Below are 15946 nucleotides of genomic sequence, written 5' to 3' on the forward strand. Positions count from 1 at the left end.
TCGGCTTCGCCATGAACGATCCGGCCCGTAAATTGACAATTTTCAGCGTGATTGAGGTCGGCCTTTCCCTCGCATTGCCAGTGACATGATCAAGCACAATCCGCCTTCGCCCGAACCTTTGCACCGCGCCATTGCCCGCTTTGGCGACGTTGCCGTGCTGGTGGTCGGCGACTTCATCCTCGACCGTTTCGTCAACGGCGTCATCGAGCGCATCTCGCCGGAAGCGCCGATCCCGGTGCTGCACGGGCGCGGCGAGACCTCGACGATGGGCGGCGCAGGCAACGTTGTCGCCAACATCGTCTCGCTGGGTGCCAGCGCTATTCCCATATCGGTGATCGGCACCGATGTGGCCGGCGACAATCTGGTGCGCATGCTGCGCGAACTCGGCGCCGATACGGCTGATATGGCGCAGGAGCGCGGTCGCATGACGTCGTCGAAGAGCCGCTTCAGCGCGCTCAATCAGCAGGTGCTGCGCTTCGATGAGGAAGAGATCAAGCCGCTCGACGACAAGGAACGGGCGGACCTGGTCCGGCATTTTCGCGCCGCACTCACGCGCGCCGACATCGTCATTCTGTCCGACTATGGCAAGGGCATCTTGCTCGACGGCGTCGCCGCCGACCTGATCGCCATCTGCCGCGAGGCGGGAAAACCGGTGCTGGTCGATCCCAAGGGCCGCGACTATGCGCGCTATGCCGGCGCGACCGCCATCACGCCCAACCGCAAGGAGCTTGGCGAAGCTGTCGGTCGCCCGGTTTTCGCCGACGACGAGATCGTCGCGGCGGCACGCCAGCTGATTTCGGCACATGGCTTCGACTTCGTCGTCGCCACCCGCAGCGAAAAGGGCATGAGCGTCGTCGGCGCGGATGAGGCGCGCCACATCGCCACCCAGGCGCGCGAAGTGTTCGACGTTTCGGGCGCCGGCGATACGGTAATCGCGAGCTTCGCGCTGGCTCTGGCCGCGGGCGCCGATCGCGTCATGGCCGCCTCCATCGCCAATGCCGCCGGCGGTGTGGTGGTGGGCAAACGCGGCACCGCGCGGCTGACCGTGGAGGAACTCACCGGCGCGCTGTTCCGCTCGCACGGCCCCACCGCCCATAAGGACGCCATCCTCGATGCCGCATCGGCCGCGCGCATGGTGGCGGCGTGGAAGGACGAGGGCCTGAGCGTCGGCTTCACCAATGGCTGCTTCGATATATTGCATGCCGGCCATGTCAGTCTTCTCCACGCGGCGCGCAGCCAGTGCGACCGGCTGGTGCTCGGCCTCAACAGCGATGCCTCGGTGCGTCGGTTGAAAGGCGCCGGGCGCCCCGTCAACGATCAGCATGATCGTGCCTGCGTGCTCGCCGCCCTGGCCTCGGTCGATGCGGTCGTGGTGTTCGAAGAGGATACGCCGCTGGCGCTGATCGAGGCGCTTCTGCCCGACATTCTGGTCAAGGGCGCCGACTACACGGTCGAAACCGTTGTCGGCGCCGATGTGGTGCAGAAGGCGGGCGGGCGCGTCGTCCTGGTCGACCTTGTCGCCGGCAAGAGCACCACCGGCACGATCGGCAAATTGCGCGCCGGCGGCGGTACCAACTGAGGGATTTCATGTCCGGACTGAATGACTATCTGGTCCGCTCGGCGGCCGCGATCACCGCGACAGTCGAGCGTGACCTGACCGCCGAGATGGAACGTGCTGTGAGTGCGGTCGTCGCCGCGCTTTCCTCGGGCAAGGCGCTGCTGGTCTGCGGCAATGGCGGCTCGGCCAGCGACGCCATCCACATTGCCACCGAACTGGTCGGCCGCTTCCTTAAGGAGCGCAAGGCCTACAATGTGATTGCGCTGCCGGCCAACGCGGGCATGCTGACCGCCTGGGGCAATGACTATGGCTTCGACACCGTGTTTTCGCGCCAGGTCGAGGCGCATGGCGCGCCCGGCGGCGTGCTGCTTGCCATCTCGACCAGCGGCAATTCGCCGAGCATTCTGGCTGCCGCCGAACAGGCTCGGATGATGGGCATGACGGTGGTCAGCCTCACCGGCGACAGCGGTGGCAAACTCAAGCCGCTCACCGACATACTGCTCAACGTGCCCTCGACCTCGACGCCGATCATCCAGCAGGGACATCTCTGCCTCTACCACTATCTCTGCGAGGTGGTGGAAGACCGTCTGTCGAATGGCTGACACCGGGGCCTACGGTCCATACCCGCTGGCTGAGCCCGGCCTGTGGGTTGAGCGGGTAGGTTCGCGGGTGTTTCCAGCCAACGCGCCGGCGCTGTTCCTCGACCGCGACGGCACCATCAATGTCGACACCGGCTATCCCGACGATCCAGCCAAAATGGCGCTGCGCGACAGCATCGTGCCGGTCATCGCCGCCGCCAACCGGGGCAATATCCCGGTGGTCATCGTCACCAACCAGTCAGGCGTCGCGCGCGGCTATTTCGGCTGGAAGGAATTTGCCGCGGTCAACGGCCGGGTTCTCAAGCTGCTTGCCGCCGGCGATGCCTTCGTCGACATGGTTCTGGCCTGCGCGTACCACGAGGCGGGCAGCGGTCCGCTGGCGGTCGCCGACCATCCAATGCGCAAGCCCAATCCGGGCATGCTGCTACAGGCCCGGCAGCGTCTCGGCCTCGATCTCAAGCGCTCGCTGATAGTCGGCGACAAGGCCGCGGATATGCAGGCCGGACAACGTGCCGGCCTGCCGCGCGGCTGGCTGGTGGATGGCGAGGGAAGTAATGAGCCGGGCTTCGAGGTTCTGCCGCTGCGCAACCCCGATGATCTGGAACGGCTTTTGAGAGCTGTCGAGTCGCTCGGATCGAGACTGATTTAGCTTTCCGGATCTGTTGCGACGCAATCTCAATGGGTTAGCTTGAGCGTTTCACCGTTTCGCAGAAACGGCGAGCCGATCCATTTCTTTGCTTTGACGCTATTCCCCAGGAAAGCACCACGCTCTTTTGCGGAAAAACTGCAGAGATCAGACATCATTCAAGCAAGAAATTTGCAGATGTCATTCCATCGAAGAACGAGGGGAATTCATTGAAGAAAGCAATCTCTGTTGCCGTTGTCTTGTTGATATTGGCTGTGCTTTCAGCCGTGGGGTATGTCTGGCAAAAACACGGCGTGTATGGGCTCAATGCACTTCTTCGCCGCGGCGGAAGCTACTGGATCGCCGTTGCACCCGACGATGCGCGTCTCTCGCCTGCCATGCAGCTTGCGTTGAAATCGGAAATTCCTGATGTGACCGGTGGAGCCAGCTCATGGAATGAAACCGAGCCTGGATTCCAGGTCAGAGAAATCCCCGTCATGGCGGGCGACCGTGAAATTGACCGGCTCTATCTCAACCGTTTCGATCCAGCCAAATTCCGTTTCGTTGCCCGTAACGAGCCCAGTGGTGCCAAGGACATCGACCAGTGGGAAGCGGCACTCAATCCACAAGGCACAGGCGGCACCGTTCTGATCGTCAATGGCAGTTATTTCGGGCTGAAGGGCGAAGCCGACACGCCCTTTGTCAGCATGGGTGCGAGGCTCGGGCCGGATGAATACGATGCGAAGGCCGGCGCCTGGTTCGTGAATGCCTCCGGCACGCATGTGGTCGATCTCAATTCACGTGACTGGCGCGCAGTCACGGAGAATGCCGAAAACGCTATGGTTTCCTATCCATTGCTTGTCGGTGAGGACGGCCGCAACAATGTACGCGCCAAGAGCAACTGGTTGGCCAACCGCACCTTTATCGCGGAAGATCGTCAGGGCTGGATCATCGTCGGTTCGACCAAGGACGCTTTCTTCTCGCTGGACCGGCTAGCAAACTTCCTGTTGCAGACCGACCTCGATCTCAAGACGGCGCTAAACCTCGATGGCGGGCCTGTTGCCTGCCTCAGCGTCCGCTCCGGGAACTACCGGTTGAAACACTATGCCAAGTGGGAAGCCCAGGTCGCGGATGGCGACGTCTCACTGCTTCAAGCACCGCTAGATGTGCCCTGGGGATTGCCTGTTGTTCTCACGGTGGAGCGCAGGTAGCAGATCCTGCCCTTGGCAGGGTGGGTCAAAGTACTCCCGATTCCGTAGCTGAAACCGGATGGCATATTCAACCTTGGCCGCTCATGTTCACGCAATCTGACCCGGAATACCCTACGATTTCGGCGCCAGAATTCGCTTTCTGGCTCATATTCGTCGTCAACATGATTGTGATCGGCGCGGCGTTCTCACGTCAAAAAACATTTTCCGTCTCAAATGGTTGCCGCATGTCATCACATTCGTCTGGCTTGCTTGCTCACCTATTTTGCTGGCCTTTTTAGCTTTGCCGGAGATGTCCCCTGGTGAGAGCCCCGGCCCTGGGGACGGCTTCATTCTTTTGCCAGTTGTCGGAGAGGTAGCAGTGTGTCTGTTGGGGTATGTCTTGGTCGGCGTCGCACATGCTTTTTCGAAGTTAATCTCGCTTATCAGGCGCTGAACGCCACCAGCCCTTCGTCCTTGACGCGGCGGATGGTCAGCGCGGTGCGCACCGTGTCGACATTCGGCGCCGAAGCCAGTTCTTCGATGACGAAGGTCTGGAAGGTGCCGAGATCACTCGCCACGCAATGCAGCAGGAAGTCGGATTCGCCCGAGACCATCCAGGCGTCGCGCACGATCGGCCAGCCGCGAGTGCGCTCGGCGAAGGTTTTGAGTTCCGCGTCGGCCTGGTGATGCAGGCCGATCAGGCAGAAGGCGACGACATCCATGCCGAGCGCCGGCGCGTTGAGCAAAGCGCGATAGCCTTTGATGATGCCGGTTTCCTCCAGCCGCCGGACACGGCGCAGGCAGGGCGGCGCGGAAATGCCGACGCGGCTCGACAGTTCGACATTGGTCATGCGCCCGTCGGCCTGAAGCTCGCGCAGAATCTTCCAGTCGATGGCGTCGAGGTCGGCTTTCAGGGGCATGGCGGTCTCTGCTTAGCGCAAGAATCTTTCGCGATCTCGTCATTAAACGACTTTTGTGGCGATGCCAGCCCTTGGTCGGGCGATTTTGCGACCGTAACGGAAGCGGCCATTGCGCGAATAAGCCTGTGGGCCGAAGCTTTCCGGGGACGACGGCCTGATCGTCTTGCTGGTGTGGTTGGCAACCCTTACATTACCAGCACCGTTTCACGTCTTTTTCCAAGGCACACTCGATTGTCCGCCCCGCAGAGGCTTTAGATGACCACCAAGCACGCGCCTGTCCTTATCATCGGTTCCGGCCCGGCCGGCTATACGGCGGCGGTCTACGCCGCGCGCGCCATGCTGAAGCCGATGCTCGTCGCCGGCCTGCAGCAGGGCGGCCAGCTGATGATCACCACCGATGTCGAAAACTATCCGGGCTTCGCCGATCCGATCCAGGGCCCGTGGCTGATGGAGCAGATGCTGAAGCAGGCCGAGCATGTCGGCACTGACATCGTCAACGACATCATCACCGAGGTCGACCTCAATGTGCGGCCGTTCCGCGCCACGGGCGATTCCGGCACCACCTACACGGCCGATGCGCTGATCATCGCCACCGGTGCGCAGGCGAAGTGGCTGGGCATCCCCACCGAACAAACCTTCATGGGCTTCGGCGTGTCGGCCTGCGCCACCTGCGATGGTTTTTTCTATCGCGGCAAGGATGTCGCTGTCATCGGCGGCGGCAATTCGGCGGTGGAGGAGGCGCTCTATCTCTCCAATCTGGCGAAGAGCGTGACCGTCATCCACCGGCGCAACGATTTCCGCGCCGAGCGCATCCTGCGTGAGCGGCTGTTGAAAAAGGACAATGTCCGAGTCATCTGGGACACGATCGTCGACGAGATCACCGGCCGGCCCGGCAAGACGCCGCTGCCGCCTTCGGTCGAAGGGCTGAAGCTCAGAAATGCGATGACCGGCGAGGTCAGCCATCTCCAGGTGGACGGCGTGTTCGTGGCGATCGGCCATGCGCCGGCGGTGGAATTGTTTGTCGGCAAGCTGAAGCAGAAGCCGAACGGCTATCTGTGGACGGCGCCGAATTCGACCCGCACCGATGTGCCCGGCGTGTTCGCCGCCGGTGACGTGACCGACGATATCTACCGTCAGGCGGTGACCGCCGCCGGGCTCGGCTGCATGGCCGCGCTCGAGGCGGAAAAATACCTGGCCGGCATCGAGGTGCACCGCGAAGCGGCGGAATAAAATCTATCAAGACGGCGTCGCAAGCCGTTCAAAAGCCTGATTTTTCATTCAGACGCCAAAAACAGAACGAGGGGAACTCAATGGCGTTGGACTGGGACAAGCTTCGCGTGTTTCACGCAGCGGCGGAGGCTGGGTCGTTTACCCATGCCGCCGAGACTTTGCACCTGTCGCAATCGGCGATTTCACGCCAGGTCAGCGCGCTCGAACATGATGTCGGGGTGCCGCTGTTCAATCGCCATGCCCGCGGCCTGGTGCTGACCGAGCAGGGCGAAATGCTGTTCCGCACGGCGCATGACGTGCTGATGAAGCTGGAGACCATCAAGTCGAAGCTGACCGAGGCCAAGGACCGTCCCTCAGGCGTGCTGAGGGTAACGACCACGGTCGGGCTCGGCGCCGGCTGGCTGACCGAGCGGGTGCAGGAATTCATCGAGCTCTATCCGGAAATCAGCCTGCAGCTGATCCTGGCCAATGAGGAACTCGACCTCACCATGCGCCAGGCCGACTGCGCGATACGGCTGCGCCAGCCGCAGCAGCCCGACCTTATCCAGCGCCGCCTGTTCACCGTGCATTTCCACCTCTATGCCTCGCCGTCCTATGTCGGCAAGCACGGCAAGCCGACCTCGGTCGCCGATCTGAAGAACCATCGCATCGTCACTTTCGGTGTGCCGGTGCCGTCGCATCTGTCGGAGCTGAACTGGCTGGAAACGATCGGCGATTTCGACGGTGGGCAAAGGGTGCCGACGCTGCAGATCAACGACATCTTGTCGATCAAGCGCGCCGTGCAGGGCGGCGCCGGCATCGCCATGCTGCCCGACTACGTGATCTCCAAGGAATCGGATCTGGTGCAGCTTTTGCCGGAGACCGAGGTGCCGTCCTTCGACACCTATTTCGCCTATCCCGATGCAATGAAGAACCAGGCCAAGCTGCACGTCTTCCGCGACTTCATCATCGCCAAAGCGCGCAGCTGGTCATTTTAAACATGCCCTTGGGAGGTGCTGGTCACCCCCGCCAAGGCGTCAGCCGTGGCAGCCAGCCGGGAACATTGCGGCGGTAGGTCTCGTATTCGCCACCGTAGCGGCGGGCGAGAGTCGGCTCCTCATAGAACCTGACGAAAGAGCCCATGACGATCGCGCCGATGGCGGCATAGGCAGCGACGCTCCAGCTTGAAAACAGCAACGCCTGGCCGAGGATGATCGACAGCACGGCGACGTACATCGGGTTGCGGACATGGCGGTAGACGCCGCCGATCACCAGTCTCTCGGTGGGTGCTACAGGCGCCGGCGTGCCCATGCCTTCGAGCGCGAAGCGGGCAAAGGAATGGACGAGCAGGGCGATGGCCGCGACGATTAGGATGGAGCCAGCCGGCACGAAGCCGGGCACCGTCGACAGCGGCAGACGGTAGCGGTCCGTCAGCAGCCAGGGCACCAGCCCGGCCACGACACAAGGTGCGGCGATGAAGAAGACCGCGCTGCCGGCGATCGCCTGGGGTGTCCGCATGTCAGGTCTCCCTTCTTCCGGCCGACCCTTCCCATCCCGCTGCCGCAAAAATAAACGCCTGCTGCCCGATTCAACGTCATTCGGCTTTTTGCCCGCGAGCGCGAGAATCAGCCCGACTTGCGGTTCTGCGAAGGCAACCGCACGGTCGCGCCATTCATTTGGCAACTTTTCGTGGTCCTATGGCCCCTAGACATGGGTTAGACCACAGCCTGTACCTTTTTGCATGCGTGTGTTGCAAAATAGATGCTTGTTTCTTGGGCATGAACAGCACATATATAGATCATCTCCTGGGCGCGTTCTCCTCCCATTAGCGCCCTCGAGTGTTCCCCTCTGGAGGTTAGCCTTAACAGGCACTTCCAATCAAACTCAGCCGGATCTTCATTGATCCGGCTTTTTTGTTTCCGGGCCTGCCGTAGCCAGCGAAAAATCGAGCAAAATCGCCGCGTAACAGTGACATGTAACCTCAGGTAACATGCCGCAGGCGCGATTCATCGTTTAAGCAGATCATAGGACGCGGTGTGGTTCGACCGGGAGATGGGGGCATCACTCGGAAGATCCGGGCTCAGGCGGCTACCGCGTCCGAACCTATTCGTCTGTCAGTGCCGCATGGCGCGGCGGATACGTGCGGCGGACCTGCCGTTTTCCTCCCAAGAAGACGGTCCGCAATAAGAGCGGCGTCCGGGTCATCCGGGCGCCGTTTTTTGTGCGGATCATCCTTCGGCCTGTCAGGCAGCCTTGCCGTTGGCGTTCATCGCCTCGTCGGCCAACCGACCGGTCAGCTCGGCCATGTGATCGAAGGCGCAACGATAGCTGGCGACGCCGGAGGTCGCCGAGCGCAGTTCGATGATCAGGTCGCCGATCTCGGCCTGCGGCATGGTCGCCTCCACGACATCCCATCCCGGCCAGTCAGGCCGCGCGTCGTAGCCAAGGATCTGGCCGCGCCGTTGCGGGATCAGCGCGATGATCTTCGAAGTGGCTTCGGACGGCGTGACGATCTCGACCTTCATGACCGGCTCGAGCAGCACCGGCGAGCAGGCCGCCATGCCTTCCTTCATGGCCAGCTTGGCCGCCATCTGGAAAGCCATGTCGGAGGAATCGACGGCGTGGTAGGAGCCGTCGGAGAGGTTGACGGCGACATCGACGACAGGGAAGCCGAGCGGGCCGGATTTCAGATAATCGCGCACGCCGGTTTCGACCGACTGGATGTAGGTCTTGGGCACGACGCCGCCGGTGATGGTGTCCGAGAACTGAAAGCCGGAGCCGCGCGGCAGCGGCTTGATCTCGATCACCACATCGCCGAACTGGCCATGGCCGCCGGACTGCTTCTTGTGGCGGCCGCGCTGCTGCACCGTCTTTCGGATCGTCTCGCGATAGGGGACGGCAGGCGCATGGCCTTCGACCGGAATCTGATTCTTGCCTTCCAGCCGCTCGCGCACGACCCGCAGATGCATCTCGCCATGGCCGGACAGCACGGTCTCGGCCGAGTCCTGGTTGTGGCGCAAGGTGAGCGAGGGATCTTCCTCGGCCAGGCGCTGGATGGCCGCCGACATTTTGACCTCGTCCTTGCGCTCCTTCGGCCGTAGCGCAAAGGCAAAGACCGGCTGCGGCGGCGTCAGCGTGACCAGCGGCTTGATACCGCCCTTCGTGGAACTCAACGTCTGGCCGGTCTTGACCTCGTCCAGCTTGCCCAACGCCACCGTGTCGCCGGCCTTGGCAGCGGTGAGCTTGGACTGGTCCTTGCCGAGCATCTTGTAGATGCCGGAGACCTTCGCCGTCTCGCCATTCGACAAATAGAGTTCGGCTGCATCGGCGATCTGGCCGGAGAGTACGCGCGACACGGACAGCTTGCCGCCATGCGCGGTGTGGATGGTCTTCATCACCTGGACCACGGTGTGATTGCCGTCGGGGACGCCGAGCCGTTTGCGCGTCGCCTCGACATCCGGTGCGTCATGGCGGATCGCCTTCAAAAGGCGCAGCACGCCGTTGCCTTTTTCGGCGGTGCCGATAAGCACCGGCGTTATGGCGCCGGCGCGCAGGTCGGCGGACAGATCGTCGAAGACCGCGTCTTTCGGCGGCTCGATCTCCTCCAGCAACTGCTCCATCAACTGGTCGTCATGGTCGGCAAGCGTCTCCAGCATGGAGAAGCGAGCCTCCAGTTCGCGCGCCTTGTCGTCAGTTGGAATTTCGGCAACCTGGCTTTCGGCATATTCGCGGTAGATGTAGGCGCGCTCTAGCGCCAGGTCGATGGAACCGATCACCACATTGTCCTTGCGCAGCGGAATCTGGCGCAGCAACAGCGGCGCCGCGCTCGTCGGCTGCAGCATCTTCAGCGTATCGCGTACGCCGGCGATTGCCTTGTCGACCTTGTTGAGGAACAGGATGCGCGGCACGCCGAGATCGTCGAGCTTGCGCATGATGAGCTGCAAGGCTGGGATCTTCTTCTCGTCGGCCTCGGCGACGACCACCGCGAGATCGCAGGCTGCCAGCACCGGCTCGGCCTCGAAGGAGAATTCGATCGATCCGGGACAGTCGACGAAGGTGATCTGCTCGCCCATGAATTCGGTGGTGGCAAAGGTCGCCTCGACGCTCATGGCGTGCGCCCGCGCCTCGGGCGAATGATCGGAAACGGTGCTTCCCGATGAAACGGGATTTTGGCGGGGGATGGCGCCCGTACGGGCGAGGATGGCTTCGAGAAGTGTCGTCTTACCGCTTGCAAAGGGACCGACTATGGCAATGCATTTCGGTCCCGTGCGTCGTCCTCCGGCGCGAGTACCCATGGCTGACCTCCACTCAGGCTTGGCCCTTGGAGTGCGATCAGCAAAAGTGGAAACGGTTTTGCGCCGATCGCACCCTGTCGTGAGCGGCGGCCGGCCTGTTCGACCGTCGCGGGGCGGGGTTGTTTCTCTTAGCCACCTGCCCAAGCCCATCGTCCCACGGGTTAGCCGGCAGGGCAAGGAAAATAGGAATCCGGTGCGCCGTCAGGCGGCCGAGGCAAGACCCCGGGATCAGAACCGTCCGGCGATTTCAGCTTGCCTGGGTGCGGCGCGTGGGCGTGGCGGCTGCACTCTGCTTCACCACCATCTCGGCGTAGCGCGACAGCAACGGGTTGAACAGGTCTGGGCGTTCCCAGAACGGTGCATGGCCGGCGCCTGATATGACATGGCATTGTTCCCACAGCAAGCCATAGGCCACCGTCTCGAAGTAACTCAGCCGCACCAGCGGATCATGCTCTCCATTGATCACCGCAACCGGGAACGGGGCGTGCTCGACCACCTGTTTCTGGTCGGCGCCCTTGCCGGCAAACATGCTGCGCGCCACGCCGGCGCGAAGCCTGCCGTCGGTGCGCCTTATGGCTTCGCGGAAAGACGGACTGGCGGTATCGCCGAAGCAAAGCGCCTCGAAGCGCTCGATGTCGCGTTCGGAGTAGACCTTCTTGGAGGCCAGCAGCATGTCCCAGTTGGCGTGAAAGCCGCGCAGCATGCCAAGCGGCCCCCGCGACACCGGCGGCGCTCCGGTCAGCACCAGGCCGCTGACCGCATGGTGAAAGCTGGCCAGTTCGACCGCCACATGGCCGCCGAGCGACCAGCCGAAGATGATGGCGTGGCCGATGCCCAAAGCGTCGAGAAGCCGGGCTGTGGTCTGGGCAAGGCCGGTAATCGTATAGGCGGTCGCCGGGTCGCGGGCATCGGAGGACTCGCCGTGGCCGGGAAGGTCGAAGGCGATCAGCCGATGGCCGTCGGCAAGCGGGCTATCGAACTGACGGGCAAACACGGCGCGCGAACTGCCCGACCCATGGATCATGACGATGGGCATGCCGGACCCAGACGACTGGCTGAGGCGCAAGTCGGCCTGCGGCGTGCGGATGGTGCGGTGAGTGATGCTCATGCTGGATTAGACCTTGAGATTTGCCTGACCGCCAACATCGCATCGCTGGCTCTATATGTTCTTTAAACATGTGGTTAAGAAAGGATTTCTAAAGAGATAGCCGGCACGATCGCTGGCTCCATGGCAATCACGCGCGGAATCCCGACAATGGAACCAGTCCTTGATCTTCTTGTCTCGATCTGCAGCATCGCGACGCTTGGCCAATATGTCTGGTCGATGCGGGCGCATTTCCAATCGCAGGCGATGTCTCCAGGCGCCATGGTGATTTCGGCGGCGGTCATCGCCACGGCGCTGTTCCTTCTCGCCATCCTTTGGATCCAATCGCAGCCGGGTTCGGCAAAGCTCACCGGACTTGCCGTCGAACTGGCGAGCTCTGCCCTGTTCTGGTGGGCGATTGTCACGTCGCGCAAGGCGCGATTGCGCTTCGCCTTCGCACCCGACGATCCACACAGCCTGCTGACCGACGGCCCCTACGGCCATGTCCGCCACCCCTTCTATACGTCCTACATCGTCTTCTGGATCGGGTGGGGGATCGCGACCTGGTCGATCTGGGCGGTGGTGCCGATCGCCGGAATCGCTATCCTCTATGTGTTTGCGGCGCTGGACGAAGAGAAGAAATTTTCGCGCACGCCGCTGGCCGGAGCCTACGCGGACTATCGCGTACGTGCCGGCCTGTTCTGGCCCCGGCTGGGGTGGTAGCCGGCACCGGGGCAGGGTAGGTTCTGCCAAACTTAGGGATCACCAGAGATGAAGATCATTGCCTGCGGCAGCGTGCCGACCATCATCGCGCCGGACCAGTATTTCACCGGCCGCGTGCTGCAGACGCCCATCATCGAGAAGGAAGCGCCGGCCCGGCTCAGAGCCACGCTGGTCAGCTTCGAGCCCGGTGCGCGTACCCACTGGCACACGCATCCGCTCGGCCAGACGCTTTATGTCACTGCGGGGGCCGGCCTTGCGCAGACATGGGGCGGGCCGATCCAGCAGATCAAGGCGGGCGACGTGATCTCGTTCGAGCCCGGCGAGAAGCACTGGCACGGCGCGGGTCCAAAGACGACAATGACCCACGTCGCCATGCAGGAAGCGCTGGACGGCGTCCATGCCGATTGGATGGAAGCGGTCACCAGCGAGCAGTGTGGCGGCTGAGGTCTGCTCCTGACAAAAAACCCGGCTCGAAGCCGGGTTTCACGTCTCGGTGCCGCCAGTTCAGGTCAGCGATGCCGTGAACCGCTGGATGCGGGCGCAGGCTTCCTCCAGCAGCGTCTCCGACGTGGCGTAGGAGATGCGGAAGTTGGGGCCGAGGCCGAAGGCCGAGCCGAACACCACTGCGACACCCTCGCCTTCGAGCAATTCGGAGCAGAAAGTCTCGTCGGTGTCGATTATCTTGCCGGCTTTGGTCTTCTTGCCAATCAGCTGGGCGCAGGACGGGTAGACATAGAAGGCGCCTTCCGGCGACGGGCAGGTTATGCCGCGCGCCTGGTTGAGCATCGACACGACGAGGTCGCGACGGCCCTGAAAGATCGCCTTGTTCCTGGCGACGAAATCCTGCGGGCCGTTGAGCGCCTCGACCGAGGCCCATTGCGCGATGGTGCAGGCGCCCGAGGTCTGCTGGCCCTGGATCATGTCCATCGCCTTGATCAGCTGGACGGGACCCGCGGCATAGCCGATGCGCCAGCCGGTCATGGCGTAGGCTTTCGAGACGCCGTTCATGGTCAGCGTGCGCTCGTAGAGTTTCGGCTCGACCTCGGCGATCGTCCTGAAGACGAAGTCGCCATAGGTCAGGTGTTCGTACATGTCGTCGGTCAGTGTCCAGACATGCGGATGCTTCAAGAGCACGTCGGCCAGCGCGCGCAGCTCGGCTTCCGTGTATGCGGCGCCGGACGGGTTCGACGGCGAGTTCATCAGCAGCCATTTTGTCTTCGGCGTGATCGCCTTTTCCAGCGCGGCGGGAGTGAGCTTGAAACCATTGTCGATCGAGGTGTCGGCGAACACCGAGGTGCCGCCGCAGATCGCCACCATTTCGGGATAGCTCACCCAATAGGGGCGGGGGATGATGACCTCATCGCCTGGGTTCAGCGTCGCCATGAAGGCGTTGAACAGGATCTGCTTGCCGCCGGTGCCGACAATGGTCTGCTCGGGCTTGTAGTCGAGATTGTTCTCGCGCTTGAATTTTTTCGCGATCGCCTCGCGCAGCGGCGCGATGCCCGAAACCGGCGGGTATTTGGTCTCGCCGCGGCGGATCGCCTCGATCGCCGCATTCTTGATGTTGTCGGGCGTGTCGAAATCCGGTTCGCCAGCGCCGAGGCCGATAATGTCGCGGCCGGCATTTTTCAGCTCGCGGGCTTTCTGCGTCACCGCGATGGTGGCGGAAGGCTTTACGCGGGCAAGGGCGTCGGCAAGAAAGGCCATGACCAGATATCTCCAGAGGGGTCGGCGCAACCGCAAACAGCTGCGGCGCTTCTCATGTCGCATCGACCCGGCAAGTGCAAGCATTGTCGGATGAGCCAGGGCTCAAGGACCTGTGAAGATGCCTTTTTGGAGCGCGTGCATGACGGTTTCACTCTGCGTTGCGGCTCTGCAATCGACGCCTATCCCCAGCAAGACTAAATTCATCAACGGCCGCTAAAACCTTTGACGGCAGGATCGCCAGCCATTTCGCCTGTCTCGCGGAGCGAGGGACCCTTGTCGCGCAGCACCGGGCTTGCCCACATCATCCGTCACGATGACGGCACCGTTTCAGGTGTCTGGGGTCCCTACACGCTGCAGAGCGCCTTTCAGCCGATCTTCGCCTTCAAGGAGAGCAAGCTCTCGATCGCAGCGTTCGAGGGGCTGATCCGGCCGTTTCGTGACGGCGAGCCGCAATCGCCAATGAACTTCTTCCGCACCTGTCCGGCCGGCGACCGCCTGCACATCGAGGCGCTGACGCGCACGCTGCATTTGCTCAACGCCGGCGCCTGCCTGCCGCAAGAAGCTTCGATCTTCGTCAATTTCGATCCGTCGGTGTTTACCGAGCGCTCCATCGCCGATAACGCGCTGCGCGACATGCGGCTGGTGCTGCACGAAGCCGGGATCGATCCGCGCCGCATCGTGTGCGAGGTGACCGAGCAGAAGTCGGCGTCGCAGGAAACGCTCTACAGCTTTGTCGAGGCGCTGCGGGCCAATGGCTTTCGCATCGCTGTCGACGATTACGGCGCCGATGAATCCGACATCAACCGCATCAAGGAGCTCAAGCCCGACATCGTCAAATTCGATGCGCACTGGATCACGCAACTCATGGAATCGGGGGCCGGCTTTGCCCTGCTGACTGCCATGGTGACGAACTTCGAACTACAGGGCATCCGCACCGTGTTCGAAGGCATCGAGGAAGGCTGGCAGCTTGAATTGGCCGAGAAATCCGGCGCATCGATGGTGCAGGGCTTCGTGCTGGCGAAGCCGGAACTGGCGCCGACCAGCTTTCGCGCTTTCGGCAAGGATACGCAGCCGTCTGTCGCGGCGGCCGAGCCTGGCAAGACGCCTGCCGGCCCGACTGCAGCGCCTCCGGCGCGGCCGGGCAGGGTGTTCGGGCGCAGGACCGGGCCATGACCGGGCAGCGCGAGAGGCGTCGCGATATCGGCGAAGCGATCTTTGCCGACGAGGTCGGCATCGAATATGGCGTCTATGGCGCGTTCCGGCTGAAGAGCGCCTACCAGCCGATCTTTGCGCCACGCGGTGGCGCGTTGGCCGCGGTTGCCGTCGAGGCGCTGATCGAACCGCAGCGCGCTTCCATGCCGGTTGCACCGGCCATGTTCTTCGACAGTGTTGCGCCGGGCGACCGCCTGTTTGTCGAGACGATGTGCCGGATGCTGCATCTGAAAAACTTCCGCAACATCGGCGTCGACGGGCTCGACCTGTTCTTCAATTACAATCCGATGATCAACGATCATCTCGGGCGGGCGCTGGCCGAGATCCGGCTGATGACGCGGCATCTCGGCGATCTCGACCTGCATGCCGCCATGCTGGTCTGCGAGATCACCGAACAGGCGGCCGACGATAATGTGCTGGCCCCGCTGGTGCGCGAGATGCGGCGCCACGGCATCCGCATCGCCATCGACGATTTCGGCACCGGCCACTCGACCGCGGAGCGGATGAGCCTGCTTCAACCGGATATTGTGAAGATCGACGGCGGCTGGTTCGCCGAATTCTGCCGCCACGCTGCCGCCGAGCGCTTCTTCCGGCCGCTCGTCTCGTCGCTGCACGATCGCGGCGCCAGGGTGCTGGTCGAAGGCATCGAGCAATCCGTGCATCTGCGCGTCGCGCTGGATGGCGGCGTCGACCTGCTACAGGGGTTCCATCTCGGCCGCCCGGCGCTGGCCGGCACGATCTTCAACCGGGAGCCGCTGTCGATCGAGGCGCTGCTTGGCGCCGACAACAAGGTGGTGCCGCTGCATCTGCGGCGCTGATTTGTA

The 15946-nt window shown here is 62.8% G+C and carries 15 protein-coding genes; 10 read left to right on the top strand and 5 right to left on the bottom strand.

Annotated features, from left to right (window positions below):
• Positions 1-85: 85 nt before the first annotated feature.
• From rfaE1 to NKK50_RS09335, 4 genes are all read left to right on the top strand, one after another.
• A complete protein-coding gene (gene rfaE1 / locus NKK50_RS09320; RefSeq protein ID WP_023671976.1) occupies positions 86-1579 on the top strand; it encodes a D-glycero-beta-D-manno-heptose-7-phosphate kinase in 1494 nt (497 codons plus the stop codon).
• An 8-nt stretch (positions 1580-1587) separates the two neighbouring features.
• On the top strand, positions 1588-2160 hold the full coding sequence (locus NKK50_RS09325; protein WP_023671975.1) for a D-sedoheptulose-7-phosphate isomerase: 573 nt from the start codon (positions 1588-1590) through the stop codon (positions 2158-2160).
• Complete coding sequence (locus NKK50_RS09330) at positions 2153-2806, top strand: D-glycero-alpha-D-manno-heptose-1,7-bisphosphate 7-phosphatase (protein ID WP_352543282.1); 654 nt, start codon at positions 2153-2155, stop codon at positions 2804-2806. The genes NKK50_RS09325 and NKK50_RS09330 overlap by 8 nt, the downstream gene beginning before the upstream one ends.
• Before the next feature lie 206 nt (positions 2807-3012).
• Positions 3013-3993, top strand: coding sequence for a phosphodiester glycosidase family protein (locus tag NKK50_RS09335; RefSeq protein WP_245263849.1), 981 nt, complete (start codon positions 3013-3015; stop codon positions 3991-3993).
• A gap of 422 nt (positions 3994-4415) precedes the next feature.
• Here the strand turns inward: NKK50_RS09335 and NKK50_RS09340 are convergent, their stop codons facing one another.
• Positions 4416-4892, bottom strand: coding sequence for an Lrp/AsnC family transcriptional regulator (locus NKK50_RS09340; protein ID WP_023671972.1), 477 nt, complete (start codon positions 4890-4892; stop codon positions 4416-4418).
• Between the two features lie 255 nt (positions 4893-5147).
• On the opposite strand from NKK50_RS09340, the gene trxB reads away from it, so the two are divergent.
• Together trxB and NKK50_RS09350 are read left to right on the top strand one after the other, a co-directional pair.
• Entirely contained in the window at positions 5148-6122 is a 975-nt protein-coding gene (gene trxB, locus NKK50_RS09345) for a thioredoxin-disulfide reductase (RefSeq protein WP_023671971.1), read from the top strand.
• Positions 6123-6202: 80 nt separating this feature from the next.
• On the top strand, positions 6203-7099 hold the full coding sequence (locus NKK50_RS09350) for a LysR family transcriptional regulator (protein ID WP_023671970.1): 897 nt from the start codon (positions 6203-6205) through the stop codon (positions 7097-7099).
• A gap of 22 nt (positions 7100-7121) precedes the next feature.
• On the opposite strand, the gene NKK50_RS09355 is transcribed toward NKK50_RS09350, so the two are convergent.
• From NKK50_RS09355 to NKK50_RS09365, 3 genes are all read right to left on the bottom strand, one after another.
• Positions 7122-7619 carry a methyltransferase family protein gene (locus NKK50_RS09355; RefSeq protein ID WP_023671969.1) on the bottom strand — a complete coding sequence of 166 codons (498 nt, stop codon included), beginning with the start codon at positions 7617-7619 and terminating at the stop codon, positions 7122-7124.
• 725 nt (positions 7620-8344) lie between these two features.
• Positions 8345-10396, bottom strand: a complete 2052-nt coding sequence (locus NKK50_RS09360; RefSeq protein WP_023683761.1) for an elongation factor G — start codon at positions 10394-10396, stop codon at positions 8345-8347.
• Positions 10397-10643: 247 nt separating this feature from the next.
• Positions 10644-11504 carry an alpha/beta fold hydrolase gene (locus tag NKK50_RS09365; RefSeq protein WP_023671967.1) on the bottom strand — a complete coding sequence of 287 codons (861 nt, stop codon included), beginning with the start codon at positions 11502-11504 and terminating at the stop codon, positions 10644-10646.
• 147 nt (positions 11505-11651) lie between these two features.
• Here NKK50_RS09365 and NKK50_RS09370 point away from each other — a divergent pair, with 147 nt between their 5' ends.
• Entirely contained in the window at positions 11652-12203 is a 552-nt protein-coding gene (locus NKK50_RS09370) for a methyltransferase family protein (protein WP_023833501.1), read from the top strand.
• A 48-nt stretch (positions 12204-12251) separates the two neighbouring features.
• Positions 12252-12647: a (R)-mandelonitrile lyase gene (locus NKK50_RS09375; protein ID WP_023833500.1), complete on the top strand. Its 396-nt coding sequence runs from the start codon at positions 12252-12254 to the stop codon at positions 12645-12647.
• 60 nt (positions 12648-12707) lie between these two features.
• Here the strand turns inward: NKK50_RS09375 and NKK50_RS09380 are convergent, their stop codons facing one another.
• Positions 12708-13910: a pyridoxal phosphate-dependent aminotransferase gene (locus NKK50_RS09380; RefSeq protein ID WP_023671964.1), complete on the bottom strand. Its 1203-nt coding sequence runs from the start codon at positions 13908-13910 to the stop codon at positions 12708-12710.
• Between the two features lie 273 nt (positions 13911-14183).
• Here NKK50_RS09380 and NKK50_RS09385 point away from each other — a divergent pair, with 273 nt between their 5' ends.
• Both NKK50_RS09385 and NKK50_RS09390 read left to right on the top strand, forming a co-directional pair.
• Positions 14184-15083 carry an EAL domain-containing protein gene (locus NKK50_RS09385; RefSeq protein ID WP_023689725.1) on the top strand — a complete coding sequence of 300 codons (900 nt, stop codon included), beginning with the start codon at positions 14184-14186 and terminating at the stop codon, positions 15081-15083.
• Complete coding sequence (locus NKK50_RS09390) at positions 15080-15940, top strand: EAL domain-containing protein (RefSeq protein ID WP_352543283.1); 861 nt, start codon at positions 15080-15082, stop codon at positions 15938-15940. The genes NKK50_RS09385 and NKK50_RS09390 overlap by 4 nt, the downstream gene beginning before the upstream one ends.
• The last annotated feature ends 6 nt before the right edge of the window (positions 15941-15946 follow it).

The organism is Mesorhizobium sp. M0001, from assembly GCF_040324255.1.
GTDB lineage: Bacteria > Pseudomonadota > Alphaproteobacteria > Rhizobiales > Rhizobiaceae > Mesorhizobium.

What these genes read in the sequence shown, in the direction of transcription:
- rfaE1 (WP_023671976.1), top strand. Translation starts at nt 86, where the DNA reads ATGATCAAGCACAATCCGCCTTCGCCCGAACCTTTGCACCGCGCCATT.
- NKK50_RS09325 (WP_023671975.1), top strand. Translation starts at nt 1,588, where the DNA reads ATGTCCGGACTGAATGACTATCTGGTCCGCTCGGCGGCCGCGATCACC.
- NKK50_RS09330 (WP_352543282.1), top strand. Translation starts at nt 2,153, where the DNA reads ATGGCTGACACCGGGGCCTACGGTCCATACCCGCTGGCTGAGCCCGGC.
- NKK50_RS09340 (WP_023671972.1), bottom strand. Translation starts at nt 4,892, where the DNA reads ATGCCCCTGAAAGCCGACCTCGACGCCATCGACTGGAAGATTCTGCGC.
- trxB (WP_023671971.1), top strand. Translation starts at nt 5,148, where the DNA reads ATGACCACCAAGCACGCGCCTGTCCTTATCATCGGTTCCGGCCCGGCC.
- NKK50_RS09350 (WP_023671970.1), top strand. Translation starts at nt 6,203, where the DNA reads ATGGCGTTGGACTGGGACAAGCTTCGCGTGTTTCACGCAGCGGCGGAG.
- NKK50_RS09355 (WP_023671969.1), bottom strand. Translation starts at nt 7,619, where the DNA reads ATGCGGACACCCCAGGCGATCGCCGGCAGCGCGGTCTTCTTCATCGCC.
- NKK50_RS09360 (WP_023683761.1), bottom strand. Translation starts at nt 10,396, where the DNA reads ATGGGTACTCGCGCCGGAGGACGACGCACGGGACCGAAATGCATTGCC.
- NKK50_RS09365 (WP_023671967.1), bottom strand. Translation starts at nt 11,504, where the DNA reads ATGAGCATCACTCACCGCACCATCCGCACGCCGCAGGCCGACTTGCGC.
- NKK50_RS09370 (WP_023833501.1), top strand. Translation starts at nt 11,652, where the DNA reads ATGGAACCAGTCCTTGATCTTCTTGTCTCGATCTGCAGCATCGCGACG.
- NKK50_RS09375 (WP_023833500.1), top strand. Translation starts at nt 12,252, where the DNA reads ATGAAGATCATTGCCTGCGGCAGCGTGCCGACCATCATCGCGCCGGAC.
- NKK50_RS09380 (WP_023671964.1), bottom strand. Translation starts at nt 13,910, where the DNA reads ATGGCCTTTCTTGCCGACGCCCTTGCCCGCGTAAAGCCTTCCGCCACC.
- NKK50_RS09390 (WP_352543283.1), top strand. Translation starts at nt 15,080, where the DNA reads ATGACCGGGCAGCGCGAGAGGCGTCGCGATATCGGCGAAGCGATCTTT.